This window comes from Advenella incenata, from assembly GCF_004217095.1.
GTDB classification, from domain to species: Bacteria; Pseudomonadota; Gammaproteobacteria; order Burkholderiales; family Burkholderiaceae_B; genus Advenella; species Advenella incenata.
The window spans coordinates 529,482-553,886 of the sequence record NZ_SHKO01000002.1; the positions used below are offsets into that span (position 1 = coordinate 529,482).

General features: G+C 55.7%; 19 protein-coding genes. 10 read left to right on the plus strand and 9 right to left on the minus strand.

All coding sequences use genetic code 11. The features are described from left to right. Positions 1-15: 15 nt before the first annotated feature. The gene (gene xsc / locus EV681_RS13650; RefSeq protein WP_242612257.1) at positions 16-1,827 is read right to left on the minus strand and encodes a sulfoacetaldehyde acetyltransferase; all 1,812 of its coding nucleotides are present in this window, start codon (positions 1,825-1,827) and stop codon (positions 16-18) included. 191 nt (positions 1,828-2,018) lie between these two features. Between xsc and EV681_RS13655 the strand changes: the two genes are divergently transcribed. Together EV681_RS13655 and EV681_RS13660 are read left to right on the plus strand one after the other, a co-directional pair. Continuing rightward, positions 2,019-3,698, plus strand: coding sequence for an amidohydrolase (locus EV681_RS13655; protein WP_128392954.1), 1,680 nt, complete (start codon positions 2,019-2,021; stop codon positions 3,696-3,698). Beyond that, positions 3,695-4,666 (plus strand): CobW family GTP-binding protein, encoded by a 972-nt coding sequence (locus EV681_RS13660; RefSeq protein ID WP_128392953.1) that lies wholly within the window; start codon positions 3,695-3,697, stop codon positions 4,664-4,666. The genes EV681_RS13655 and EV681_RS13660 overlap by 4 nt, the downstream gene beginning before the upstream one ends. Positions 4,667-4,792: 126 nt before the next feature. Here the strand turns inward: EV681_RS13660 and EV681_RS13665 are convergent, their stop codons facing one another. After that, the gene (locus tag EV681_RS13665) at positions 4,793-5,767 is read right to left on the minus strand and encodes a Bug family tripartite tricarboxylate transporter substrate binding protein (RefSeq protein WP_128392952.1); all 975 of its coding nucleotides are present in this window, start codon (positions 5,765-5,767) and stop codon (positions 4,793-4,795) included. A gap of 70 nt (positions 5,768-5,837) precedes the next feature. Beyond that, a complete protein-coding gene (locus tag EV681_RS13670) occupies positions 5,838-6,644 on the minus strand; it encodes an IclR family transcriptional regulator (RefSeq protein WP_128392951.1) in 807 nt (268 codons plus the stop codon). A gap of 194 nt (positions 6,645-6,838) precedes the next feature. On the opposite strand from EV681_RS13670, the gene EV681_RS13675 reads away from it, so the two are divergent. From EV681_RS13675 to EV681_RS13695, 5 genes are all read left to right on the plus strand, one after another. Beyond that, the gene (locus tag EV681_RS13675) at positions 6,839-8,542 is read left to right on the plus strand and encodes a GMC family oxidoreductase (protein WP_130304292.1); all 1,704 of its coding nucleotides are present in this window, start codon (positions 6,839-6,841) and stop codon (positions 8,540-8,542) included. 94 nt (positions 8,543-8,636) lie between these two features. After that, positions 8,637-9,965, plus strand: a complete 1,329-nt coding sequence (locus EV681_RS13680) for an MFS transporter (protein ID WP_128392949.1) — start codon at positions 8,637-8,639, stop codon at positions 9,963-9,965. 391 nt (positions 9,966-10,356) lie between these two features. Continuing rightward, positions 10,357-12,195 carry a phosphoenolpyruvate carboxykinase (GTP) gene (locus EV681_RS13685; protein WP_128392948.1) on the plus strand — a complete coding sequence of 613 codons (1,839 nt, stop codon included), beginning with the start codon at positions 10,357-10,359 and terminating at the stop codon, positions 12,193-12,195. 220 nt (positions 12,196-12,415) lie between these two features. Further along, positions 12,416-12,868, plus strand: coding sequence for a MarR family winged helix-turn-helix transcriptional regulator (locus EV681_RS13690; protein WP_128392947.1), 453 nt, complete (start codon positions 12,416-12,418; stop codon positions 12,866-12,868). A 97-nt stretch (positions 12,869-12,965) separates the two neighbouring features. Next, positions 12,966-14,282, plus strand: coding sequence for an MFS transporter (locus tag EV681_RS13695; RefSeq protein WP_128392946.1), 1,317 nt, complete (start codon positions 12,966-12,968; stop codon positions 14,280-14,282). Here EV681_RS13695 and EV681_RS13700 read toward each other — a convergent pair. Together EV681_RS13700 and EV681_RS13705 are read right to left on the minus strand one after the other, a co-directional pair. Beyond that, positions 14,270-14,773: a DUF2938 family protein gene (locus tag EV681_RS13700; RefSeq protein ID WP_128392945.1), complete on the minus strand. Its 504-nt coding sequence runs from the start codon at positions 14,771-14,773 to the stop codon at positions 14,270-14,272. The genes EV681_RS13695 and EV681_RS13700 overlap by 13 nt on opposite strands. Before the next feature lie 103 nt (positions 14,774-14,876). Continuing rightward, positions 14,877-15,692: an META domain-containing protein gene (locus EV681_RS13705; RefSeq protein ID WP_128392944.1), complete on the minus strand. Its 816-nt coding sequence runs from the start codon at positions 15,690-15,692 to the stop codon at positions 14,877-14,879. 806 nt (positions 15,693-16,498) lie between these two features. Between EV681_RS13705 and EV681_RS13710 the strand changes: the two genes are divergently transcribed. Next, entirely contained in the window at positions 16,499-17,017 is a 519-nt protein-coding gene (locus EV681_RS13710; protein ID WP_128392943.1) for a HugZ family pyridoxamine 5'-phosphate oxidase, read from the plus strand. Positions 17,018-17,242: 225 nt separating this feature from the next. On the opposite strand, the gene EV681_RS13715 is transcribed toward EV681_RS13710, so the two are convergent. Further along, positions 17,243-18,604 carry an alanine/glycine:cation symporter family protein gene (locus EV681_RS13715; RefSeq protein WP_128392942.1) on the minus strand — a complete coding sequence of 454 codons (1,362 nt, stop codon included), beginning with the start codon at positions 18,602-18,604 and terminating at the stop codon, positions 17,243-17,245. A gap of 248 nt (positions 18,605-18,852) precedes the next feature. Here EV681_RS13715 and EV681_RS13720 point away from each other — a divergent pair, with 248 nt between their 5' ends. Beyond that, entirely contained in the window at positions 18,853-19,836 is a 984-nt protein-coding gene (locus EV681_RS13720) for a metal ABC transporter solute-binding protein, Zn/Mn family (RefSeq protein WP_242612258.1), read from the plus strand. Positions 19,837-19,952: 116 nt separating this feature from the next. Beyond that, complete coding sequence (locus tag EV681_RS13725) at positions 19,953-20,402, plus strand: single-stranded DNA-binding protein (protein ID WP_165393051.1); 450 nt, start codon at positions 19,953-19,955, stop codon at positions 20,400-20,402. A gap of 46 nt (positions 20,403-20,448) precedes the next feature. Here the strand turns inward: EV681_RS13725 and EV681_RS13730 are convergent, their stop codons facing one another. The 3 genes from EV681_RS13730 to hmpA all read right to left on the minus strand — a co-directional run bounded on the left by EV681_RS13730 (position 20,449) and on the right by hmpA (position 24,228). Beyond that, on the minus strand, positions 20,449-21,867 hold the full coding sequence (locus EV681_RS13730) for an amino acid permease (protein ID WP_128392939.1): 1,419 nt from the start codon (positions 21,865-21,867) through the stop codon (positions 20,449-20,451). A gap of 223 nt (positions 21,868-22,090) precedes the next feature. After that, positions 22,091-22,711 (minus strand): trimeric intracellular cation channel family protein, encoded by a 621-nt coding sequence (locus tag EV681_RS13735; protein ID WP_128392938.1) that lies wholly within the window; start codon positions 22,709-22,711, stop codon positions 22,091-22,093. Between the two features lie 293 nt (positions 22,712-23,004). Continuing rightward, a complete protein-coding gene (gene hmpA / locus EV681_RS13740; RefSeq protein WP_130304294.1) occupies positions 23,005-24,228 on the minus strand; it encodes an NO-inducible flavohemoprotein in 1,224 nt (407 codons plus the stop codon). Positions 24,229-24,405: the final 177 nt, after the last annotated feature.

Sequence of the window (24,405 nt, forward strand, 5' to 3'; positions counted from 1 at the left end):
GGTTGCGCTAGTGGATTAGACGTAGTCTTTGTATTTGTCCAGGAACCGTACAGGTTTGGCCAATGCATCGCGGCGGAACGGATCCCCGAGTTCACGGGTGCACATGATTTCAATGACGCAGGTTTTGCCTTCGTTCATCTGCATGTCCACGGCTTTTTTCAGGGTTGGGCCCACGTCTTCCAGTTTGTCGACCACGAAACCGGTTGCACCCATGGCTTGCGCAATTTCTGCAAAGCTCTGGTTATCCAGTTCGCCGGCAACAAAGCGGCGGTTATAGAAATCCACCTGGTTTTTCTTCTCTGCACCCCATTGACGGTTATGGAAGACCACTGCGGTTACCGGAATGTCATGACGCACGCAGGTCATGATTTCGACCATGCTCATGCCCCAGGCGCCGTCTCCGGCATAGGCGATGGCTGGACGATCCGGAGCGGCCACTTTGGCGCCGATAATGGTGGGCAGGGCATAACCGCAGTTACCGAAACTCATGGGAGCAAAGAAGCTGCGCGGTTTTTCGAAACGCAAGTAGCTATTGGCCACAGAGTTGATATTGCCGATGTCTGTGGAGACCATGACGTCTTTGGGCATGGCTTTTTCCAGTTCACGCAACACCTGACGTGGATGCAGATATTTGCCGCCTTCTTTCTTGGCCTCTTCAATCATGTCCAGGCTGTACGCATCTTTCTCGTGCGTCCATTCATCCAGCTCTTTTTCCCATGCCGCCTTTTCATCGGCAATGGTTTTGGCGCGTGCTTCTTTGGTTGCATCTGAAGCCAGCTTCTTGTCCTGCAGGCGCTCAAGTAAAGCGACAGCCGCTGCCTTGGCATCGCCACAAATGCCAACTGAAATTTTCTTCACCAGGCCGAGCATTTTGTTGTCGGCATCAATCTGAATGATTTTTGCTTCCTTGGGCCAGTAATCCATGCCATGTTGTGGCAGGGTGCCAAATGGCCCCAGGCGTGAACCCAGTGCCACCACGACATCGGCCTGTGCGATCAGCTTCATCGCTGCCTTGGAGCCCTGGTAGCCCAGCGGACCGGCCCAAAGCGGATGGCTGGCGGGGAACGAGTCATTGTGCAGATAGCTGTTGACTACTGGTGCGCCCAGGCGCTCGGCCAGTGCTTTACATTCTTCGACGGCGTCGGCCATGACAACGCCACCGCCGGAAAGGATAACGGGGAATTTGGCGGTAGCCAGCAGTTCGGCTGCTTCGTTCAGACTTTTTTCACCACCGGCGCCACGATCCAGGCGCTGCGGTTGTGGAATTTCGGTTTCGATTTCACCGTAGAAATAATCTCGTGGGATATTCAACTGGGTTGGGCCGATTTCGGACAGGGCACGATCAAAGCAGCGGGCGGTATATTCGGCCATGCGTTTCGGATTATTGACATGTCCCTGGTATTTGGTGAATTCCTGGAACATGGGCAACTGGTTGGCTTCCTGGAAGCCGCCCAGTCCCATACCCATGGTGCCGGTTTCCGGTGTAATCATCACGACCGGAGAGTGGGCCCAGTAGGCTGCGGCAATCGCTGTCACACAGTTACTGATACCAGGGCCATTCTGGCCGATTACCACGCCATGACGGCCGCTGACCCGCGCATAGCCATCTGCCATGTGCGCGCCGCCTTGTTCGTGAACCACGGGAATCAGCCGGATGCCCGCCGGCGCGAAGATATCCATGGCATCCATAAAGGCCGAGCCCATGATGCCAAAGATATTGGTGACGCCATTGGCGACCATGGTTTCAACAAAGGCCTCCGATGGTGTCATTTTCTGGACGCCGGTAACGGCTTTCTGGGGGGATTGCTGGGGTGTTGACGTGTTCATGATTGACGTATCCTCACTTTGTTCGTTTAAATATGAATATTCGGTATGAAAAATTCCGATTTTTGTTAATGATACGAGGCAATGTGGGGTTTGGTCAATATAAATTTTAAAAAACGAGATAAATAATCTCGTAATATAGAATTTTTATATCTGCCTATAGTAATATGTGGAAGGTCAAAGGAGGAGTAAACATGTCGCAATCTATATCGGACAAGGCTGAGATACGCATCTATCGTGCGCGCAGTATTATCACCATGAATCCCGCACAGCCGCGGGCCACGCATGTAGCGGTCAGGGATGGCCGCATTCTGGGCGCCGGCGATCTGGCTTCATTGCAGGGCTGGGGCAAGGCGGTTATGGACGACCGATTTGCAGACAAGTTCATCATGCCCGGTATGATCGAAGGGCATAGCCATCTGCTTGAAGGCGGCATGTGGAGTTTTGTCTATGTGGGGTTTTATGACAGGCGCGGTCCTGACGGGCGCCTGTGGAAAGGTCTGAAAACGCTGCAAGCGGTTGTTGCGCGATTGCAGGAGGCCGAGCAGGCCATGCCGGATCCTGCCAAAACGCTCTGCGCGTGGGGGTTTGACCCGATTTATTTCCAGGGTGAGAGGATAACCACCAAACACCTGGACCAAGTGTCATCCAGTCGGCCGGTCGTGGTGCTTCATGCCAGTATTCATTTGATGAACGTAAACACAGCCATGCTGCAGATGGCCGGGATCACTGCTGATTCAGGTATCGATGGCGTCGAGTGTGACGCCTCGGGCAAGTTGACCGGCCAATTGCAGGAATTTGCCGCCATGTATCTGGTGTTTCGCAAGATCGGCAATGTCTATTTTGATGAGGGACAAACTTCCCATGGCATCTGGAACTTTGCCCGGGTTGCGCAACTGGCTGGCGTCACGACAGCGACTGACCTGGTTAATGACCTGAGCGAGGACACCCTGGCCAGCCTGGCAGAGACAACCGGCGGCGATACGTTTCCGTTGCGCCTGGTGCCGGCTTATGCGCCCTTGCGTGATCCGGAAGGCAAGGGACTGGATCGGGTTCTGCCTAGCATTGCGCGCAACACGGATAAACTCAGTTTTGGCATTGTCAAACTGATCGTGGACGGCTCCATTCAGGGCTTTACCGCCAGGCTGCGTTGGCCGCATTATTACAAGCCACCGGCAGGTGCGCAGGAGAACGGCATCTGGGTGATTCCGCCGCAGCAGTTGCGCGAGCTGCTCCAGACCTATCACGACGCCGGGCTGACCGTGCATATCCATACCAATGGCGACGAGGCGACCGATGTGGCGCTGGATGCCCTGGAAGCGGTACTCGCTGCCAGTCCGCGTCGCGACCACAGGCACACCCTGCAGCATTGCCAGATGGCCAGCACAGCGCAGTTCCGGCGCATGGCCAGCCTGGGAGTGTGCGCCAATCTGTTTGCCAACCATCTGTACTATTGGGGCGATGCCCATTATGAAATGACCATGGGTCCCGAGCGCGCCAACCGCTTGAATGCCGCGGCCACGGCGCTGGCTGCCGGCGTGCCGATTTCATTGCATTCGGATGCGCCTGTCACCCCCATTGCGCCGTTGTTTACGGCCTGGTGCGCCGTTAACAGAATGACGGCGTCAGGTCGCGTGCTGGGCGAGGAAAACAGGATTTCGGTGCAGCAGGCTTTGCATGCCATGACGTTGGGTGCTGCCTATACGCTCAAGTTGGATGACCGGATCGGCAGTATCGAGACCGGCAAACAGGCCGATTTTGCCATCCTTGAAGAAGATCCGCTGACGGTCGATCCGACCCGACTCAAGGACATCAGGATCTGGGGCACCGTCCTGGGCGGCACGATTTTTCCCTGCCCGCAGATAGAAGCATGAGCCAGGCCATTGCGCTGACGGTGCTGGGGGGCTTTCTGGGGGCCGGCAAAACCACGGTCCTCAATCACCTGTTGCAGGCGCCTCATGGCTTGCGCTTGATGGTGCTGGTCAATGATTTTGGCGCCGTCAATATTGATGCTTCATTGATTCAATCGGTCAGTGGGGATGGCGTCATCTCGCTGCGCAATGGGTGTGTGTGCTGCTCCATGGGGGGCGAGCTGATGAACGCGCTGATGGCAATTGAAAAGCAGGCGACCAATCTGGATGGGCTGATTATTGAAGGCAGCGGAGTCAGTGATCCCAACAAAATTGCGCAGATCGGCGCGCTTGGTCAGGGGTTTGCCTTGCAGTCCATTATCACCATAGTGGATGCCGCCGCCGTGCTTGAACAGTGTGAGGATCGACATACCGGCGATATGGTGAAAACGCAGATTGCCGCAGCGCATATGATTCTGCTCAATAAAATTGATCTGGTGGATGAGGCGCGACGCAAGCAGGTGCTGGCGTGGCTGCATGAGACGGCGCCGGGTGTTCCGGTGTTTGCCGGCAGCAACGGGCAGTTTGACTGGACACTGCTGTTGTCTCGCAAAGGGCAGCATGCCTTCCCATCACAATCACAATCGCCATCGGCCGGCGGCGCTGATACCGGGCTGTTTGCTGGCCGGCAGGCAACGGCGCCTGCCGCGTACTCCTTTGAGTCGTACAGTTTTGACAATGCCGGTGCATTTGATGAGCAGCGGTTACGTGCTGCTTTCAGCCAAATGCCGGCGCCGGTTCTGCGCGCCAAGGGCATCGTTTTGCTGGGACCGGAAAAAAAAAGCTGCGTGTTGCATTATGTGCGAGGCCAGCGCGTGAGCCTTGAACCGGCAATGCCGACGATCGCCGCCGGGCCGCTGGTTTTTGTCGGCACAACAGAGCTGGACAAGGTGGCGCTGCAAGACGCACTCAGGCAGGCAGTGCTGGCCTGAACCTCTCAAGTCATTCGGCGTGGCCCCAGGGCGTGCATGACGCGCTTGTTACCCTGTTTTCTTTACCGGCGGGGAGCGCCCGTGCCAGGCGCTCCCCGATTGCAATGTATCAACTGTCGCATCGACTCAATTTGCCTTGAAGCCCGATTCCTTGATAATCGGCCCCCAGACTTTATTTTCGCTCTCCAGTAACGCCTTCATGCTGGCTGCCGATTCGCCGGTCAGCTCCAGGCCCAGTTTTTCGAAGTTCTTGCGCAATTCTGCGTTTTTGGCAATGGCGATAAACGCTTTTTCCAGACGGGCAACGGTTTCCGGTGGCGTGCCTTTTGGCACATAGGCGCCATACCATATTTTTACGTGCTCGAACCCTTCGATACCCTGTTCATGCAACGTTTTGACACCCGGCAAAAAGCTGACCGGCTGGGTGCCGGCCAATCCCAGAAAGCGGATTTTTCCGGCGCGATACAGTTCCATCTGCGCGCCGGCTGCGTCCACGCCCAACGGCACATGGCCGCCCATTTCATCATTAACCAGTTGTGGACCGCCGGAATAGGAGGCCGGTTCGAGCTTGACGTTCTGATGCTTGGCCATCTGCAGCACGCCAAAGTGCGTGGGGCCGCCCAGTCCTGCCAGGCCGACCGCGCCACGCGCGGGGTCAGCCTTGACTGCGGCCATATATTCCTGAATCGTCTTGTATGGCTGGACGCTGCCGGTGGACACCACAATTGGCACGTTGGCCAGGTTGGCCACGGGTGTCAGATCACTGGGTGAGTAATTGAGCTTGGCATAGGTGTAGGGATAACTGGTGAAAGGCATTGAGTGTGAGAGCAGGACAGTGCGTCCGTCCGGTTTGGCTCGTGCCACTTCGGTTGCCGCCATCATGGTAGAGGCGCCTGGCTTGTTTTCGACATAAGCCTGGCCGCTGCCGGTTTTCCTGTATTCTTCGGCCACAGCACGTGCCAGCGCATCAAGAATTCCACCTGCCGGATAACCGACTACAATTTTAATCGTGTCGTTTTGAGCCCACGCCTGGGAAGGCAGGCCCGGGGCAAGTGCGATAGCGGACAGAGCCAGAGAACGCAAAAAAGTACGTTTGTTCATGAGATCACCTTTAGATCAGTTGTTTAAGGCTGTTGAATACGGCTGTGGGTGGAAGGCAGAAAATGGGTTGTCATGGGCTTTCGATATCTTGTCTGTCGCCGGGCTTTGCATTGCCGGCCAGCACCTGGCCCAGTGCCAGGGCCGTGTCCTTCATCATGCTGGAGAAAGTGAACAGGTCGGAAAATGAATGCGTGGCGGTTGGGGCGTGGCAGGCGACAGCCGCGATCATGCGGCCGCGCTCGTCCTGAACCGGCACGGCAATGGCAACCATGCCTTTGACGAACTCTTCGTTGTCGGTGCCGATTCTCTGTTGCGCGATCAGTCCCAGCTCATGCGCAAGACGCTGACGGTCTGTAATGGTTTTGGGCGTCATGGCCGGTAGCGGTAGGGTATCGAGCAGGCACCTGCGCTGCACATCGGGCATCATCGCCAGAAACAGTTTGCCGCTGGCGGTGCAATGCAATGGCACATGAGCACCGGTGCGCAGATGCAGTTGCAGGCGCATGTCGCTCTCGGGTTCGACACGCGCCAGATAATGCACCTGGTTGTCGATCAGCGCGGTCAGATTGCATGTTTCGCCGGTGGCAGCGACCAGCTTTCCCAGCAATTGCCGGCACATGCGATCAAAGTGCGTGGATCTGAGCACCGACAGCGCCAATTGATGCGAGCTGGCGCCTAGCACGTAGCCACGATCGTCGGGAAGTCGCGTGACATAGGCAGCATCCTGCAATTGCTGCAAAAGGCGCAGGACACTGGCCTTGGGCAATGCGGTACGCTGGGCGATCTGGGCCAGTGACAGCGGATAACTGGCGCAAGCCAGGTGCTCTATCACAGTCAGAATACGCAGATGTTTTGAATCTTGATTTGTCATGGTCATAGTTGTCTCTATATTTATTGTGGAATAAAAAAGATTAAATATCCAATAATTTGAAACTATACGTTCCGGTAAATGAAATGAAAATGGCGGTTATCGTTTCAAAATTGAAATGATTGGTGTATACCCCTAACCAATAGCGGCGCGCCAGACGCACACTTGACCCACTAAATCAGAACTGGCAGGCAGACAAGACTATGCAAGAGTGTGTGGATTATGTAGTGGTGGGCGGCGGCTCGGCCGGGTGCGTGATGGCCAACAGGTTGAGCGAGAACGGCAAATATTCAGTGTGTCTGCTCGAGGCAGGACCGGCTGATCGCAATATGTGGATTCATATTCCTATCGGTTATGGCAAGACCATGTTCAATCCGCGATTGAACTGGGGCTTTTATACCGATCCCGATCACAATATGCTGGATCGCCGGATTTACTGGCCGCGTGGCAAAACGCTGGGTGGCAGCAGTTCCATCAACGGCCTGATCTACATACGGGGACAGAAGGAAGATTATGACCACTGGGAAGCGCTGGGCAACCACGGATGGAGCTGGGACGCCTGCCTGCCGTACTTTCGTAAACTTGAAAACAATGATCTCGGGCCCGGTCCGACCCATGGGACAGAGGGTCCGCTCAATGCCACGTCAATCCCGACCCGGCATGAATTGGTCGATGCGCTGATCGGTGCAGCCAACAGCCTTGGCATCCCATCTCGCAAGGATTTCAATACGGGCGATCAGCGCGGGGCCGGGTACTATCAGTTGACGACCCGCAATGGCCGACGCTGTTCTACGGCAGTCGCTTATCTGAACCCGGCAAGGCGTCGCGCGAACCTGCGTATCGAAACCGAAGCACAGGCCATGAAAATTCTGTTCCGTGGAAAAAAAGCGGCGGGGATCCAGTATCGCCAGCACGGGAAAATCAAGATATTGAATGTCAACCGGGAAGTGATCCTGTGCGCTGGCGCCCTGCAGTCGCCGCAGCTATTGCAACTGTCGGGGGTGGGCAATCCCGTGCACCTGAATCCGCTGGGTATTCCCATGGTGCACGCGCTCAATGGCGTGGGTGAGAATCTTCAGGATCATTTGCAGTTTCGGCTGATCTACGAAGTGAACAAGCCCATTACCACCAACGATCTGTTGCGCAGCTGGAGCGGCAAGGTAAAGATGGGCCTGCAATGGGCGCTGTTGCGCGGCGGCCCGCTGGCCATTGGCATCAACCAGGGCGCGTTGTTCTGCAACGCCCTGTCTGAGACCGATGCGCGTCCCGATGTGCAATTTCATTTTGGCACGCTGTCGGCCGATATGGCCGGTGGCAAGGTCCATGACTTTTCAGGCTGCACCTTTTCCGTGTGTCAGTTGCGTCCCGAATCGCGGGGCTATCTGCGCATTCGTTCGACCGACCCGTTCGAGGCACCGGCGATGCAGCCCAATTACCTGGCAACCGACCTGGATCGCCGCACGGCGGTTGCCGGCGTTCGGTTAACCAGAAAGCTTGCAGACGCTCAGCCAATGCAGTCCCTGATGAAGGGCGAGGTCAAGCCTGGACGCGATGTGCAAAGTGACGATGAGATTCTGCATTTTTGTCGCGAGAACGGCGCCACGATTTTTCACCCGTCGGGCACCGCGAAGATGGGGCCAACAGAGGATCCGATGGCGGTTGTCGATCACCGGCTGGCCGTCAGAGGCCTGCAGGGACTACGTGTGGTTGATGCTTCGATTATGCCAACGCTCGTGTCGGGAAATACCAACGTGCCGGTTGTCATGGTTGCCGAGCGGGCTGCTGTTTTTGTGCTTGAGGATGCGGTGGCCGGTGATCAGGCCATTGAGGTTCGGGCTGTGCCGGCGTCAGGCGAGAGCCGGGTGCCGGCCGAACCCACGGCAGTAGAAAGCCTGCAGCAAAGTTAGCAGGCGGCAGAAGCGACGAGGCGACGTGCAATTGCAAATGAAATATGTCGGTTCGAAATGAAAGCTGTACATAAATCAATATATGGAGACAACAATGAGTGATAAGAAAGGATTGCGCAGGGTCGTAGCTGCCTCGCTGGTAGGTGCAACGATTGAATGGTACGACTTTTTTCTATACGGCGTGATTGCCGGCCTAGTGTTCAATCAACTGTATTTTCCGGGTGAAGACCCATATATCGGTACGCTGCTGGCATATGCCACATTTGCGGTAGGCTTTCTCGCGCGCCCGCTGGGCGGAATCATTTTCGGTCATCTGGGCGATAAGGTCGGGCGCAAAAGCGCATTGATCATGACGCTGATGATCATGGGCGTTTCCACTGTGGCCATCGGGCTGATTCCTTCGTACGAGAGTATTGGTATCTGGGCGCCTGCATTGCTGTTGTTTTGCCGTGTTCTGCAGGGTATCGGTCTGGGGGGCGAATGGGGTGGTGCCGTGCTCATGACTTATGAGTATGCGCCGCCGGAGAAAAAAGGGCTTTATGCGTCCCTGCCGCAAATTGGCCTTTCTCTGGGATTGTGCCTGGCTTCTGGCGTGGTCGCGCTGTTGTCGTCGCTGCTGACCGATGCGCAGTTCCTGAGCTGGGGCTGGCGCATCGCCTTTCTGTTGTCCTCGCTGCTGGTCTTTGTCGGGATGTACATCCGGCTGGCTGTAAAGGAAAGCCCGGAGTTTGAGCAGATTAAGGCGCAAAATGCAGAAAGCAAGATTCCGTTTGTGGAGATGATCAAGAACTATCCAATGAACATTCTCAAGGGCATGGGTGCGCGCTATATTGACGGCGTGTTTTTCAATATTTTCGGCGTCTTCATTATCAGTTATCTGACCAAGAACCTGGAGATGTCGCGAACCGACGCGCTGACCGGCGTAATGATTGCCGCTATCGTCATGTGCGCTTTCATTCCTTATTTTGGAGCGATGTCCGACCGCTTGGGACGTACCCGTACTTACTTCTGGGGCTCTCTGATTACCGGCTTTTCCGCTATTCCGGCATTCTGGCTTATGACCACCTTCTCTGACAACGTGTTTGTTGTCTGGCTCTCGATCGTGATTCCTTTCGGCATTCTGTATGCCATGGTGTACGGTCCGGAAGCGGCCTTGTTCTGCGAATTGTTTGACACGCGGGTGAGGTACACGGGTATTTCATTTGTGTATCAGTTTTCCGGCATCTTTGCCTCGGGCATCACGCCGTTAATAGCAACTGCGCTATTGCGCGAGAATAACGGTCAGCCCTGGTTGGTGGTGGCCTATACCGTCATTGTAGGCATTATCTCCGCCCTGAGCGCAGCATCCATCAAAACAGTCCGCAAGGACAGCAAGGGTAGCGAGGCGCGCACTGCAGTTGCCGCTGGCGCGACTGCACGCTGATCGGTGATTTTCATGCCACAGGCCCGCAGACTGGCAAAACGGCCTGCCTGCGGGCCTTAAATTTAATGGTGCAATGCATCATTAAATAACCAATCCGTTCTATTTCAACTGTGATGTGACTATGTGCGACTGCGGAAAACAACGTTCACGACCGCCATGGCCGCCTTGCGACGGCATGCTGTCTGGAACGTAACACAGGCAACAAGTTGAAACGCAGAAAGGAGAAAGCGTACACATAATCGTCATGCGGTATTAGAATGAGGCGTCATTCCGGACTGTTTTGCATGCCTGCACACGGGCGGGCCCGGTCCGGTGCCATACGGCATCGTTTCAACAGACGCCTTCAAAGGAGGCGTTTTTGCATTTGCCAGAATACGGAGATCCAAACCCCATGAATGCTGCTCGTCCCGAACCTTCACTTCAAATCAATGCGCCCGAATGGGTGCAGCACGCCGGCCTGAAAGCCTGGGTGGCGCAAATTGCCGCGCTGACTCAGCCTGACCGTATCGAATGGTGCGATGGTTCCGAGGAAGAATATGATCGCCTGTGTGCGTTGATGGTTCAAGCCGGTACGTTGCGTAAACTGAACCCTCAGAAGCGTCCCAACTCGTATCTGGCCTGGTCTGATCCCGATGACGTGGCGCGTGTGGAAGACCGCACGTATATCTGTTCTGAAAAAGAGGAAGACGCAGGTCCGACCAACAATTGGAAAGCACCTGAGCAAATGCGCGATACGCTCGACGGCCTGTTCGATGGCTGTATGCGTGGCCGTACCATGTATGTGATTCCGTTTTCCATGGGGCCGCTGGGCTCTCCCATTGCCCACATTGGTGTCGAGTTGTCCGATTCTCCTTATGTGGCGGTCAATATGCGGCTGATGACCCGAATGGGTCGCAAGGTGTACGACATTCTGGGCAGCGATGGCGAGTTTGTCCCTTGCGTACATTCGGTGGGCAGCCCGCTGGCACCGAACCAGGCCGATGTTTCCTGGCCCTGCAACAAGACCAAATATATCGTGCACTATCCCGAGACCCGTGAAATCTGGTCTTATGGTTCCGGCTACGGCGGCAATGCGTTGCTGGGCAAGAAATGCTTTGCCTTGCGCATTGCCTCGAACATGGGGCGTGACGAAGGCTGGATGGCCGAGCATATGTTGATTCTGGGTGTTACCTCGCCGGAAGGTAAAAAGATGCACGTCGCTGCGGCGTTCCCTTCGGCCTGCGGTAAAACCAATTTCTCGATGATGATTCCGCCGGCTTCGTTGCCGGGCTGGAAAATCACCACGGTAGGCGACGATATTGCCTGGATCAAACCCGGCGCGGACGGTCGCCTTTACGCAATCAATCCAGAAGCTGGCTATTTTGGCGTTGCGCCTGGCACCAACGAGAAAACCAACTTCAACTGCATGGCCTCGTTGCGGGAAAACGTGCTGTTTACCAATGTTGCGCTCACCGATGATGGCGATGTTTGGTGGGAAGGCATGGGCCCCGCGCCCGAGCACCTGATTGACTGGCAGGGCAAGGACTGGACCCCAGATTCAGGACGCAAAGCCGCCCATCCCAATGCCCGGTTTACCGTAGCGGCAACCCAGAATCCGGTGATTGATCCGGAATGGGACAATCCGGCAGGGGTGGCCATTGATGCCTTCCTGTTCGGCGGTCGCCGATCCGACACTGTGCCGCTGGTGACAGAGGCACGTAACTGGGTAGAGGGCGTCTACATGGCGGCCACGATGGGCTCGGAAACGACTGCCGCTGCGGCCGGCGCGCAGGGCGTTGTGCGTCGCGACCCGTTTGCCATGTTGCCATTTTGTGGTTACAACATGAGCTCCTACTTCCAGCACTGGCTCAATCTGGGGCGCAGGCTGGAGCAGTCCGGAGCGACGCTGCCTCATATTTTCTGCGTCAACTGGTTCCAGACTGACGATAACGGCAAGTTCATCTGGCCCGGCTTTGGCGAGAATATGCGTGTGCTCAAGTGGATGCTGGAGCGCATCGACGGTACGGCCCAGGGAGAGGAAAACCTGTTCGGCGTATCACCGCGGTTTGAAGATATTACCTGGGATGGCCTGTCTTTTGACGCTGCACAATTTAAGCGCATTACCACCATCGAGCAGGAACAATGGCGCCGTGAACTGGGTCTGCACGAGGAACTGTTCAACAAACTCCAACAGCGTTTGCCCCAGGAGTTGTCACAGATCCGCGAGCGACTGGACAGCCACCTCGCCTGATCGTTAGCACGGCAGGGCTGCCCACTCTATGGGCCGTCCTGTCAATCCGTGCCCGCCATGCCTGCTCAGCACACGAGCGGGCGTGCGCGACCTCTGCCTGCAATGGCCGGATGCTGGCTTGCCGGTCATATCCAGGACCTGAAATGCATAGAAAGATAAAAGCCCGTCAGAAAAGAAGGTTACCTTTGTAGTTTTCCTTTTAGTCTGCTACCATGGCGCTATGGATAAGAAACCGTTGAGCCCCGAACAGGCGCGGGTATCAGAGCTGGCTGCAGAACTGCGCATTCTGATTTCCTCGTTTACACGCAAGCTGCGTGCCCAGGCCAGCGCAGGGGATTTCACCCCTTCGCAGCGGTCGGTCTTGTTACGACTGGAGCGCGACGGGCCCACCACAGTGACCGCCTTGGCGCGCGCCGAAGGTGTCAGGCCGCAATCGATGGGCGCAACGGTATCCGGTCTGGAAGCTGCGGGCCATATCAATGGTACGCCCGATCCGGCCGATGGTCGCCAGACCATTCTGTCACTGACACCGCGGTTTCTCACGATGATCCAGGCCAGTCGCACCGCCAGGGAAGATTGGCTGGTGCGGGAAATTTACGCCTGCTACAACACCAAAGAACAGGAATCGCTGGCCAAAGCCATAGAGCTGCTCAAGCGACTCGTCAGTCACTGACCGCAACTGCGGCGGTATAAACCGCGCAGCACCATCGCCGACGACCTCGCGTCTCGTTGACCTTCAGAACCATTTTTCGGCATAGCCGGGGGAAGTTGTGGGTACCATCAAAAGCGGCACATTCAGATCTCTTGCCATTCGAAATTATCGAATCTGGGCGGGGGGCGCCATTGTGTCCAACGTTGGCACCTGGATGCAGCGTACTGCCCAAGACTGGCTGGTGCTTGTCTATCTTACTCATAACAATGCGACTGCAGTCGGTATTGTCATGGCGTTGCAGTTCGGTCCCCAGATCTTTTTGCTTCCGTTCACCGGCATGGCTGCCGACTATCTTGACAGGCGCAAATTGTTGATCGCCACGCAGGCGGTCATGGGCGTGCTCGCCCTGGGACTCGGCCTGCTGACGCTTACCGGCCTGGTGCAATTGTGGCAAGTATATGTTTTCGCACTACTGCTGGGGTGCATTACCGCCTTTGATGCACCGGCACGACAGACATTCGTATCCGAGCTGGTTGGCGATACAGATCTGTCTAACGCGGTTGCGCTCAATTCTGCCTCGTTCAATGCCGCGCGCATGATCGGTCCGGCCGTTGCCGGTTTGCTTATTGCCGGGGTAGGGATTGGCTGGGTATTTGTGATTAATGCGGTCACGTATCTTGCCGTGATCGCCTCGCTGCTTCACCTAAGGGTAGAGGACCTTAACCGCAGCAAACGAGCACCGCGTACGCGCGGCAGCCTGGTCGAGGGATTCCGGTATGTATGGAGTCGCCCAGACCTCAAAGCGCTGTTCATGATGCTGTTTCTGATCGGTACATTCGGGCTTAACTTTCCCATTTATATTTCTACTATGTCCGTCACGGTTTTTCACGTCGGTGCAAACGAATATGGCCTGCTTTCCTCAACCATGGCCATTGGCTCGGTCAGCGGTGCGTTGCTGGCAGCAAAGCGGGCCCGTCCGCGGATTGCCTATGTTCTGACAGGCGCTGGGATTTTCGGTATCGGTTGCACGCTGGCTGCCGTGTCTCCCAATTATTGGGTGTTCGGCGTCGTCCTGGTTGTCCTGGGTATCGCAGCCCAGACCTTTAACACTACCGTCAATAGCACTGTGCAGATGTCGACCGATGCCGCCATGCGCGGGCGGGTCATGGCCATTTATATGGCCATTGCGCTGGGTGGTACGCTGGTTGGTGCGCCGTTCGTGGGTTGGGTTGCCGACGCTTTTGGCCCCCGCTGGTCATTGGGTGTGGGCGCGGTGGCCGGAACTCTGGCCATGTTGATCGGACTGCGGTATATGTTCAAGTACCGAGCGCTGGCCGTAAAGCTGGTGCAGTATCGCGTGCAGTTCAGCCTGGATGGCCATGAAGTGCAGTTGCGCGAACAGCGCCGGCGTCAGGCCCGTATTCAGACCAGATAGCCAGACAGGGCAAGCGCGCTCAGGTATAAGGCAAGCGTAAATATCACATGGTTGACGATGGTGCGCAGACGCATGCGCAGCGGATCAGGGCTCTTGCGGGCGGCCACGCCCAGGCCCAGGCCGGGTTGCATCAGGAACCAGGCGGCGCAGGTTGCCAACACCAGTCCAACCAGCAACGGTGCATACAGGGTCGGGTAACTGGCATCCTGGAAGAACCAGATCGCCACGACCAGTATGCCGTACACAATACCGATCACGTAATGGGCGATCCAGCCGATAGCCAGTTCGCCGCGAACAGGCATGGCCTGTGCAATACTGTCGTGGCGGAAGACGCCATCTTTCATATGGGCAAACCAGCGTCCGGCCAGTGCCCAATTGGCCGGGGCTGCATCGTAGGCGCGTTTTGCCACAAGGGCCCAGATGTCCAGGATAACAGTTGCGGCAATGCCGATAATGATGCCGTGCAAAAAGAGGGTGGGTATGCTGTACATGGAAATGGTTGCCGCCGTTAATTAAAAAAGAATGGGTCAGAGGGTGTTGGCGCGCGCCCGGCCGCCACAGACAGGCGCAGGCCGACGTGTATGCCTGGCGCGCTTATTGCAGGGCGACGGCGTCGAAACCGGCCACAATATTGCCGCTGGCGTCCAGCATATCCAGATGCTCTGCGCTGATCTTATAGCGTGCCACCGTAAGCAGGGCATTCAGAAATGCGGTTTCCACTGCCATCCCTTGCGGGCAGGCCATCATGGTGCCGGCCACCTGTTTCAGCTTCAATTGATCGCCTTTCTCTTCGAACCCGCCCATCATACGATTGCAGCCGCTGCTCCCGGAGAGCCGATCGTCGCTGGCCGAAAACACGATATGTGCTTCACGTTGCTGCTCGTGCACCGTGACGGCCTTGCCGTGCAGGGTCACCAGTTTCCAGTAGGTATTGCGCAAAGGGCTGTCGGGTTTGGCTGTTGCCTTGGCCGGGTCCTGGCTCGCCGCAGGTGCAACGGACGAAGCTGCTGGCGCCCCCACGTGTTCCGGCGCGCCTTTTCTCATCAAAATCATGATTGGCTTGCTGTCCGCCTGAGGCAGTGTCACCGGTGTGGCACCCGAAAAAAGGACGCGACCCTGCGCCGATAGAACCGTGCTGACACGATATTGCTGTCCGGGCTGGATAGCGGCGTCGTAGACAATTTCAAACTTGAAGGGTGTCTGACCGGCAGGATTCAGTGCTGCGTGACCTACCACTGGTCCTGCTGTGCCGTCGGTCTGAATTTTCTGCAGGCTTGCTTCGAATATGGCATCGGCCGGTGCGGCAATGCGTTCGCGATAGATTGCCGTGCCCTGGAGCGTTGCTGCCTGTGCATATGAGCCGATCACACATGTTATAGCCAGCAAGGGTCGAAGAAAAGCCTGAATCATGATTCTGTCCTTGTGAGTCCATTGGGGTTTTCGTCATCATAACCGGGCGAGCAGTGTTCACACAACGGACAGCGCAAATGCGGACGCCACTGTGCGCAATGCATGCAGGGCGGGATGTACGCCTGGGTCTGCGCCGCGATGCGACAGCGCGGCGCACGATGCCAGTCATTCGGGCGGTTTCCAAGGGTTTGTACTAATATGGGGCGTTTCTTACCCGATTACCGGCAGATTGATGCGGATAGCGGCCGCAAAAAGCTGGCATGTAACTTGCTTTATATCCTGTGAGAGGTTTCGACAGGATGTTTTTTCTTTTCTCGCCGCAACAGCTCGAATCTGTGTATTTTTTTCTTGTAAAGGGGTATTACTATGCACCGCCATCATTTCTACAGCGATATGTTCGATTCTGTCCTGGACAAAATCTGCTACGCAGTCACCCTGCTGGGGACCATGAAGAGCGGCCAAAGGGAAACTTACTGGGATTAAGAGCGAGACAAGGACCGTGATCGTGGCGTTTGATCGCGGTTTATAAAACTCTGGAAAAAAAGGGTAGCACCCTGATCTATTGCCTGTGCAACAGATCAGGGTTTTTTATTGCCGGTTTCGATGGATGCGGGGCGCCTGGCTACGCCAGCGGGTTGAGGGAGCGTGACGCAGGCGTTGGACATGCGCCAACGCAGCAGCGATCCGGGCCATCAGCAGCAACTGCCGTACGACAGGGATCTGGTAAACTTTCCTGTGTCAGGCGCTTTGGTGTCGCATGCAGCCGCCAGCAGCGGCGCCTTTCAAACAGTATGGAAGACGTTCATATGAGTAACAATATCGACATGCTCACGCTGGCGCCCGAGATTGATCGGCTGCATCGGGAGTGCCTTAGCCTGATCATGGCAACGACCAATGCAGCGCATGCCCCCTGCGCCAGCTATACGCCCTTTGCGTATATGGATAACCGGTTTTATATTCTGGTTTCAGCCCTGGCTACTCACGGTCAGAACCTGAAGACGCAGCCTGATCTGGACATCCTTCTGATCGAAGATGAGAGCAGGGCACGCAACATTTACGCGCGCCTGCGCGTCAATTATCAAGTGACTGCGTCGCCGGTAGAAAAGGGTTCTGCCGAGCATGTCCGGGCGGTTACGCTGCTTGGCCAGAGGGCGGGCAAGACGGTCGCATTGCTCGATGGCCTGGATGATTTCACCATGTATCGTCTGACGCCGGTACGTGCAACGCTGGTACAGGGTTTTGGAAAGGCGTTTGTTTTTGATCCGATGAACCAGTCTGAGGGCGCGGTTGCGCTGAACGAGAAAAATATCGACCAGTATCGATGATCGCCTGCCCGGGCCCGGACATAGACTTATCTGGTCGTGACGCCAAAACGGTGCTTACAACATAGAGCAGGGCCGGTGGAGACCGGCCCTGCTGCTTACTTAGTGCGATAGGTACGCCGTTGTTGTGCTGATTTTGGCAGGCACTTGTGTAACTTGTGTCGTGGCAAAGCGCCAAGGCACCGCAGCAGTCATAATTGATACTGCTGCGGTGCCTCTGGTGCTCAATTATGGCAGTTCGCCACTTTTGCGTTTGGCGATAAAGTCGCGGGTTTCCTTGACAATCACCCCTGACAGTAATACCAGTGCAATCAGGTTGGGTACCGCCATCAGGCCATTGAAGGTGTCGGCAGCGGCCCAGACCAGGTCCAGGCTGGCAATCGTGCCAACCATCACACTGGCGACATAAATAATGCGATAGGGCAGTACAAACCACTCGCCCAGCAGATAGGACGCACATTTTTCGCCGTAATAGCACCAACCCAGAATCGTGGAATAGGCAAAGAAGACCAGGCCAATGGTGACGATCCAGCCGCCGGGACCTGGCAGCAACAGGTTAAATGTCTGGGTGGTCAGCGCAGCGCCGGTCTCGCCATTCGTGTAAATGCCGCCCATGACCAGTACCAGTCCGGTTATGCTGCACACGACTATGGTGTCAAGGAAAGTGCCTGTCATGGACACCAGCGCCTGACGGACCGGGTGATCGGTTTTTGCGGCAGCAGCGGCAATGGGCGCGCTACCCATCCCGGCTTCATTTGAAAATACGCCCCGCGCCACGCCATACCGGATGACAGTGCCAATGGCGCCACCTGCGACCGCTTCACCACTGAACGCATCACGAAAGATCGTGGCAAAGGCTGGGCCCAGCAGATCCAGGTGCATGAAAATAATAATGAGTCCACCGGCGACATAGAAAATGGCCATGAACGGGACGATGAACGACGACGCAGTGGCAATACTTTTGATGCCACCCAGAATAACAATAGCAGTAAAGACGGTCAGCACGATGCCGGTCATCATGGGATCAATGCCGAAGCTTTCCTGAATGGAGTGCGCGACTGAGTTCGATTGCACGGAGCTGCCGATGCCGAAGGAAGCCAGGGTACCAAACAGCGCGAACAGAATGGCCAGCCATTTCCATTTCAGGCCGCGTTCAATGTAATACATCGGTCCGCCGGACATCTGGCCGCGCTCATTGACTATCCGGTATTTGACCGCCAGCACGCCTTCCCCAAACTTGGTTGCCATGCCGAAAATGGCGGTGATCCACATCCAGAAAACGGCGCCAGGACCGCCCAAAACCACCGCTGTAGCCACGCCGGCGATATTGCCGGTACCGATGGTGGCAGAAAGCGCGGTCATGAGGGCGCCGAAATGAGAAATATCTCCCTGGTCATCGCTGCCATCGCTCTTTTTGGGATGGCGCGAAAACGCCTGTTTGAGCGCGAAAGGCAACATGGTAAATTGCAGAAACGCCAGTCGCAGGGTCAGATAAACACCGGTTCCCACCAGGAACACGAGCATGACAGGCCCCCACACCCAACCGCCTACAGTATCAAAAAATGTTTTCAGTACGTCCAAATACTGCATCGTACTTTACTCCTCTATATTGAAATGATTTTAAATTGAAGGCTTCTCCCCACCTTCGCAGGCTCAAGAATACCCGATTCTTTTTCTGCGGAAAAGGACTGGGCAGGCTAATAATGGTGACGGGAAGTACAGAATTTATTGACGATTTTAGTGTTATGTTATAACATAACTGAAATTGAATTCCCTATACATCTGCGCGCCGCGCGAGGGCGCGCCCCATTCTTACCCAGAGGTTTCACGTGTACATTGTGTTCAAGCAGCTTTTTATTTCCGGCGCCATTGGCATGGCTTTCATGAGTGGCGCCAGCGCCGCACCGGTCAATGTCGTGACCAGCTTTTCCATTATTGATGACTTTGCGCGCCAGGTGGGTGGAGACCGTGTCGTGGTCAAGTCCATTGTTCCTGCCAATGGCGATGCCCATGCCTACGAACCCAAGCCGGCGGACGTGATCGCGTTCAAGCGTGCCGACCTGGTGCTGGTCAATGGCTTGCAGTTCGATACGTTTATGCAGCGGCTGGCAAAATCCAGCGAAACCAAGGCGCCGGTGGTAGAGGTGACCAAGGGTATTGAACCCTTGAAAAATACTGAAGATAAACATGGACATGGGGCAGAGCCGGCTCATGATGAGCACGATCACGATCACGATCACGATCACGATCACGATCACGACCATGGTCATGGTCATGAACATGATCATGGCGAGTACGACCCCCATGCCTGGCAGTCTGTGCCCAACGCCATGGTTTATGTGAAAAACATTGCCGATGCTTTGTGCAAGGCCGACAGCGAAGGATGCGAGTCTTACAAGGCCAACGCCAGTGCTTATACGCAAAAGCTGCAGGCGCTGCATGAGTCTGTCAAAGCGGCGTTCTCCGCATTGCCCAAAGATAAACGCACGCTCATTACCTCGCATGATGCCTTCGGCTATCTGGGCGCTGCCTATGGCCTGACTTTACTGGCACCAGAGGGGACTTCCTCGGCGACCGAAGCGACTGCAGCGGATGTTGCTGCGATTATCCGCCAGATTCGGGAAGACAAAGGGTCTGCAGTGTTCATGGAAAATATCAGCAATCCGGCCCTGATCAAACAGATTGCCGCAGAAGGCAACGTAGCTGTGGGCGGCAAGCTGTATTCGGATGCGCTGTCCGGCCCGGATGAGCCTGCCTCCACATATCTGAAGATGATGCAATACAACGCCGACACCATTACCAAGGCAATTCTGAAGAAATAGCGTTGCCGCTGCCGGGTGGGGTGCTGTTCGGTGCACGTCTGGCGGGTCTGGGACCGGCAGTAAAACAGGGGCGGCGCAGGGTCGCCCTTTTTGCTTTTGACGATATGGAGCGCGCAATGCAACGATATCTTAATGAAATGACAGTGCTGGGTGATCTGCTTGCTGATCCGTGCCTGCGCTATTTTCCCGACGGCACGGCCGTGTTGCGCATCACACTTGAAACCCGCAGCGAGCAGCGTGACGCATATACAAATGAAATAATCGTGTGCAGCGAACATCATGACGCCGTATTGTATGGACTTCAGGCTGAGCAGGTGGCCTGGTCCATGCGTCAGGGGGACTCGCTGTGGTTATGCGGTCCGTTGCGGCGGCGGAATTTCCGGGATGGTGTAACGGGTCGCAGCGGCACGATCTGCGAGATTGAAGCAAGACAGTTCAACATATTGCGGGTAGAGCAAAGTTATCGCTCGCCGCTTTCAGCAATCTGCCAGGGTTGGGGTTTCAACAACGGCCAGATGGATCACGGTCTACGCAGCCCGACCCCGGTATCGGGCAGGACTGCGTAAGTAAAAGGACGCGTCAGATAGCGGTCCTGTGCCTGATCCGCTTGTGCTATCGCTCCAGCACACTGCGAGTGACATCCGGTTCAAATGTCTTTTCTTTGCGCCAGTATCTGGACAGCAGAAAGGCCAGTGCGCAAATGAAAAGGCTGACCAGACCGAACCAGAACGCTTTTTTCTGCTCAGGCAAAAACGCCATAGCGCCCAGGATGGTGAGCATACCGGCGATAGCCAGATAGCTCAGATAAGGGAAGCACCACATGCGAACCCGGATGCGTTCGGGACAGTTCTGCTCCATTCTTCTGCGCAACCTGATATGGGATACGGCAATCAGAAGATAGACCACCAATGCGACCGTGCCATAAGACTCCACAAGAAACGGGAAGATCCCGTCGGGCGAGTAGTAAGACACGACAATGGCCGCATAGCCAAACAGAGTGGAAAAAATAATGGCTCGTATCGGCACGCCGTTTTCGGACACACGGGCCAGCGCCTGTGGCGCATCGCCGTTGCGGGTCAGTGCGAATATCATGCGTGATGCCGCGTAAAGGCCCGAGTTCAGGCATGAGAGTACCGCCACCAAAATGACGGCGTTCATGATGTGCGGCGCGTAGGGAATCTGCATGACCTGCAATGCACTTACATAAGGCGTGGAGATGGCTTCGGAGTTCCAGGGCACCAGGCAGACGACGAAAAATACCGAACCGACATAAAAGAACAGCACCCGACTGATAACCGAATTGGTCGCCTTTGCCACAGACTTGGCCGGGTCGGCCGTTTCTGCAGCGGCAATGGTGACAATTTCTGCGCCGAAATAAAAACCTGTTGCCGCTACGGCGCCTGACAGGACCGGTCCCCAGCCATTGGGCATGAAGCCGCCATGGTTGAGCATTTCTCCCAGGCCAATCGCCTGATGGTTGGGCCACATGCCCAGCAGGAACAGCCCGCTCAGAAACAGAAACACCACAATCGCGGCCACCTTGATCGAGGAGAACCAGAATTCGAATTCTCCATAGGATTTGACCGAAAAAAGATTGGTGACCGTCAGGACGGCCATCAGCGTGAGACTGATTTCCCATGAAGGAATATTGGGCAGCCAGAACTGGATGAGCTTGGCGCCGGCAATCGCTTCGATCGCTACCACAATGACCCAGAAGTACCAGTACATCCAGCCGGTCATGAAGCCGGCAAATTCAGCCTTGCCAGGTTGCTCGCGGAAAGCGCTGCGGGCGTATTCGTAGAACGAGCCCACAACCGGCAGCGAAGAAGCCATTTCGCCGAGCATACGCATGACCAGAATAATCAGGATGCCGGTGATCAAGAATGAAATAAGGGCGGCCGGGCCAGCGTTTTTTACCACGACCGAACTGCCAACAAACAGCCCTGCTCCGATTACACCACCAAGTGCAATCATTGACATATGCCGCGGCTTTAATGAGTGCTGCAGCTGGTTTTTACTATCGATATTCATCAATTATCTCCTGTATACACATTTTTATTATTTTTGCTTTGGGAGACGAATGTACAGGCAATAAAGCACTAGATACAGAGCCAGATGGTCGTCATCTATGGGTCCACGCGGCGGATTTGCTAGTGCGAAGTAGGGGTATTTACTAATGGGGAATAGGTCCGCAAATCTGACTGCGGCCACGGTGTGGTCTGGCTATTGTGATGTCGGCCGTGCACCTGACCGATCAGTGTTCATCGCGGTTATAAATGAATTTGGGCATATTCCACTTAAACCGCAAGGCCAGCATACGCAGGGTCAGGCCGGACAGTAGCGCGATGCTCATGACCAGCTCGTGATTAAGGCCAAAATGCAGGCCGGCAACATACAGCAGGCCTGTCACGATCGATACGCTTGCGTACAGTTCGCTGCGAAAGAGCAGCGGGATATCGTTGCACAGAATATCGCGCAGGACACCGCCTACACAGCCGGTGATCATCCCCGAAATGATGACGATCATTAAAGGCAGATTCAATTCCAGCGCCACATTGCAGCCAATGATAGTAAACACCACCAGACCTACTGCATCCAGAAACAGAAAGAGGTGGTGCAGGCGGTGCATGACGCGAGCAAGCGCGATAGTGGCCAGGGCGGCCACAGTTGTGATGACAAGATAATGCGGATGGGCAACCCAGGTCAATGGATGATGGTCCAGAAGAATATCCCTGACCGAGCCTCCGCCTAGCGCGGTAATGCATCCGAGCAGGCAAACGCCAACCCAGTCCATGCTGCGACGACCGGCAGCCAGCGCTGCGGTCATGGATTCGGCAACGATAGCAACGACATAAAGTACGGACAGAATAATCATATGACCCGGATGCGCAGCCAGGGCATATTGTGCCCTGGCCTGTAGATTACGTTATCCGATTATATCCCGGGATGCGCGAGCCGCTGCGATATGCAGCAAGTGCCGGTATTGCACTCGCCATACAGTCTGATTTGCAGCGGATACTTCGTGTGCGTTCACGCTTTCCTGAACAAAGCAGTTGTGCTTTGGCACGCCGCAGACCTTGTGGTCAGCCGCAGAAGCCGACTGCAGCAGCCGGGCAAATGCAGCGGCTGCGAATCATCGCCGTGCGAATTTTCCCGGGCAATGGCAACTTACGCGGCAAGCAGTTCGTCGGTCGGGCCGAAGAATTCGTAATGAATGCGCTCGGCAGGGACGCCGCTGGCGGCCAGCCCATTGACAAACACTCGCATGAATTCCTTGGGTCCACAGATGTAATAATCCGCATCCTGCACCGGTGTATTGCGGGTCAGCCAGTCAAGCGAAATCATGCCCGATACATCGTGGTTTTCTCCCGCCTGGTCGGCAGCCGTGGGCTCACTATAAAAGGTCGAGACTTTTGTGTGGGCCAGTTGGTGGGCAAGCGTTTGCACATGCTGACCCATGGCATGGGTCTGGCTGCTCATTGTGCTGTGTACGTAATGCACGGGCAATTGCGGGTGCTGTTGATAAATGGTCTCAAGCATGCTGACCATTGGTGTCAGGCCAACGCCGCCAGACAGCAGGACAACCGGACGTTCGGGGCTGTCAGGCAGATAAAAGTCGCCTGCCGGTGGTGTTATTTCAAGTGTAGTGCCAACCCCGACGTGATCGTGCATGAAGCGCGAACCGCCTTGGCTGTCCTGTGCGCGTTTGACCGAGATGCGATAGTACTGGCCATTGGGCGCGCAGGAAATGGAATAGTTGCGTTTGATGCCGGTTTGTTCCGGTGCGTTAAAGCGGAATGTGATGTATTGACCGGGTTTGTGACGAATGACCTGCCCGCCGTCGACCGGACGCAAAATGAATGAAGTAATGGCGCTGCTTTCACGAATTTTTTCGCTGACCACAAAGTCGCGCCAGCCGGTCCAGCCGCCGGGCGCCTGCTCGATGACCTCGCGCAGCGCGCTTTCCCGGTTTTGCAAAATACCTGCCAGGAACCAGTATGCCTGCCCCCAGGCCTGGAGTATCTCATCGGTCGCGGCATCGCCCAGGACATCCTGGATCGCACCCAGCAGCGCCGTGGCCACGTACGGATAGTGCTCCGGCAAGATATGAAACCCGACATGTTTCTGTGCAATTCGCTCGACTGCCGGCAGCAACGCGCCCAGATTGTCGATATTTTCCGCATAAGCCAGAATGGCCCCCGCCAGTGCATTGATCTGTTGACCATTGGCCTGGTTCGCGTGATTGAACAGGTTACGGATATGTTCATCCTTGAAAAGGCGGTCATACATTTTTGCAGTAATGGCCGCGCCATGAGTCTGCAAGGCGGGCACGGTTGCCTTTACGATGCGGATGGTGTCGGGAGTCAAAGAGGTGACGGCGGGTTGCGACATAGCGGGAGCTCCTGTAGTCGGTTGGGGTGTGGGTCAGCCTGGCGCAAGTTGCTACCAGTCGATTAATGAAAATAGGGTATGCAAGGGACAATGACAGATGTGAAATTTCAGATGTGACTTCCGAAGAGGCACATTTCCGATAAGGCACATTTCAAATGTGTTGGGCGGCGCGTGCTT

What these genes read in the sequence shown, in the direction of transcription:
- xsc (WP_242612257.1), bottom strand. Translation starts at nt 1,827, where the DNA reads ATGAACACGTCAACACCCCAGCAATCCCCCCAGAAAGCCGTTACCGGC.
- EV681_RS13655 (WP_128392954.1), top strand. Translation starts at nt 2,019, where the DNA reads ATGTCGCAATCTATATCGGACAAGGCTGAGATACGCATCTATCGTGCG.
- EV681_RS13660 (WP_128392953.1), top strand. Translation starts at nt 3,695, where the DNA reads ATGAGCCAGGCCATTGCGCTGACGGTGCTGGGGGGCTTTCTGGGGGCC.
- EV681_RS13665 (WP_128392952.1), bottom strand. Translation starts at nt 5,767, where the DNA reads ATGAACAAACGTACTTTTTTGCGTTCTCTGGCTCTGTCCGCTATCGCA.
- EV681_RS13670 (WP_128392951.1), bottom strand. Translation starts at nt 6,644, where the DNA reads ATGACCATGACAAATCAAGATTCAAAACATCTGCGTATTCTGACTGTG.
- EV681_RS13675 (WP_130304292.1), top strand. Translation starts at nt 6,839, where the DNA reads ATGCAAGAGTGTGTGGATTATGTAGTGGTGGGCGGCGGCTCGGCCGGG.
- EV681_RS13680 (WP_128392949.1), top strand. Translation starts at nt 8,637, where the DNA reads ATGAGTGATAAGAAAGGATTGCGCAGGGTCGTAGCTGCCTCGCTGGTA.
- EV681_RS13685 (WP_128392948.1), top strand. Translation starts at nt 10,357, where the DNA reads ATGAATGCTGCTCGTCCCGAACCTTCACTTCAAATCAATGCGCCCGAA.
- EV681_RS13690 (WP_128392947.1), top strand. Translation starts at nt 12,416, where the DNA reads ATGGATAAGAAACCGTTGAGCCCCGAACAGGCGCGGGTATCAGAGCTG.
- EV681_RS13700 (WP_128392945.1), bottom strand. Translation starts at nt 14,773, where the DNA reads ATGTACAGCATACCCACCCTCTTTTTGCACGGCATCATTATCGGCATT.
- EV681_RS13705 (WP_128392944.1), bottom strand. Translation starts at nt 15,692, where the DNA reads ATGATTCAGGCTTTTCTTCGACCCTTGCTGGCTATAACATGTGTGATC.
- EV681_RS13710 (WP_128392943.1), top strand. Translation starts at nt 16,499, where the DNA reads ATGAGTAACAATATCGACATGCTCACGCTGGCGCCCGAGATTGATCGG.
- EV681_RS13715 (WP_128392942.1), bottom strand. Translation starts at nt 18,604, where the DNA reads ATGCAGTATTTGGACGTACTGAAAACATTTTTTGATACTGTAGGCGGT.
- EV681_RS13725 (WP_165393051.1), top strand. Translation starts at nt 19,953, where the DNA reads ATGCAACGATATCTTAATGAAATGACAGTGCTGGGTGATCTGCTTGCT.
- EV681_RS13730 (WP_128392939.1), bottom strand. Translation starts at nt 21,867, where the DNA reads ATGAATATCGATAGTAAAAACCAGCTGCAGCACTCATTAAAGCCGCGG.
- EV681_RS13735 (WP_128392938.1), bottom strand. Translation starts at nt 22,711, where the DNA reads ATGATTATTCTGTCCGTACTTTATGTCGTTGCTATCGTTGCCGAATCC.
- hmpA (WP_130304294.1), bottom strand. Translation starts at nt 24,228, where the DNA reads ATGTCGCAACCCGCCGTCACCTCTTTGACTCCCGACACCATCCGCATC.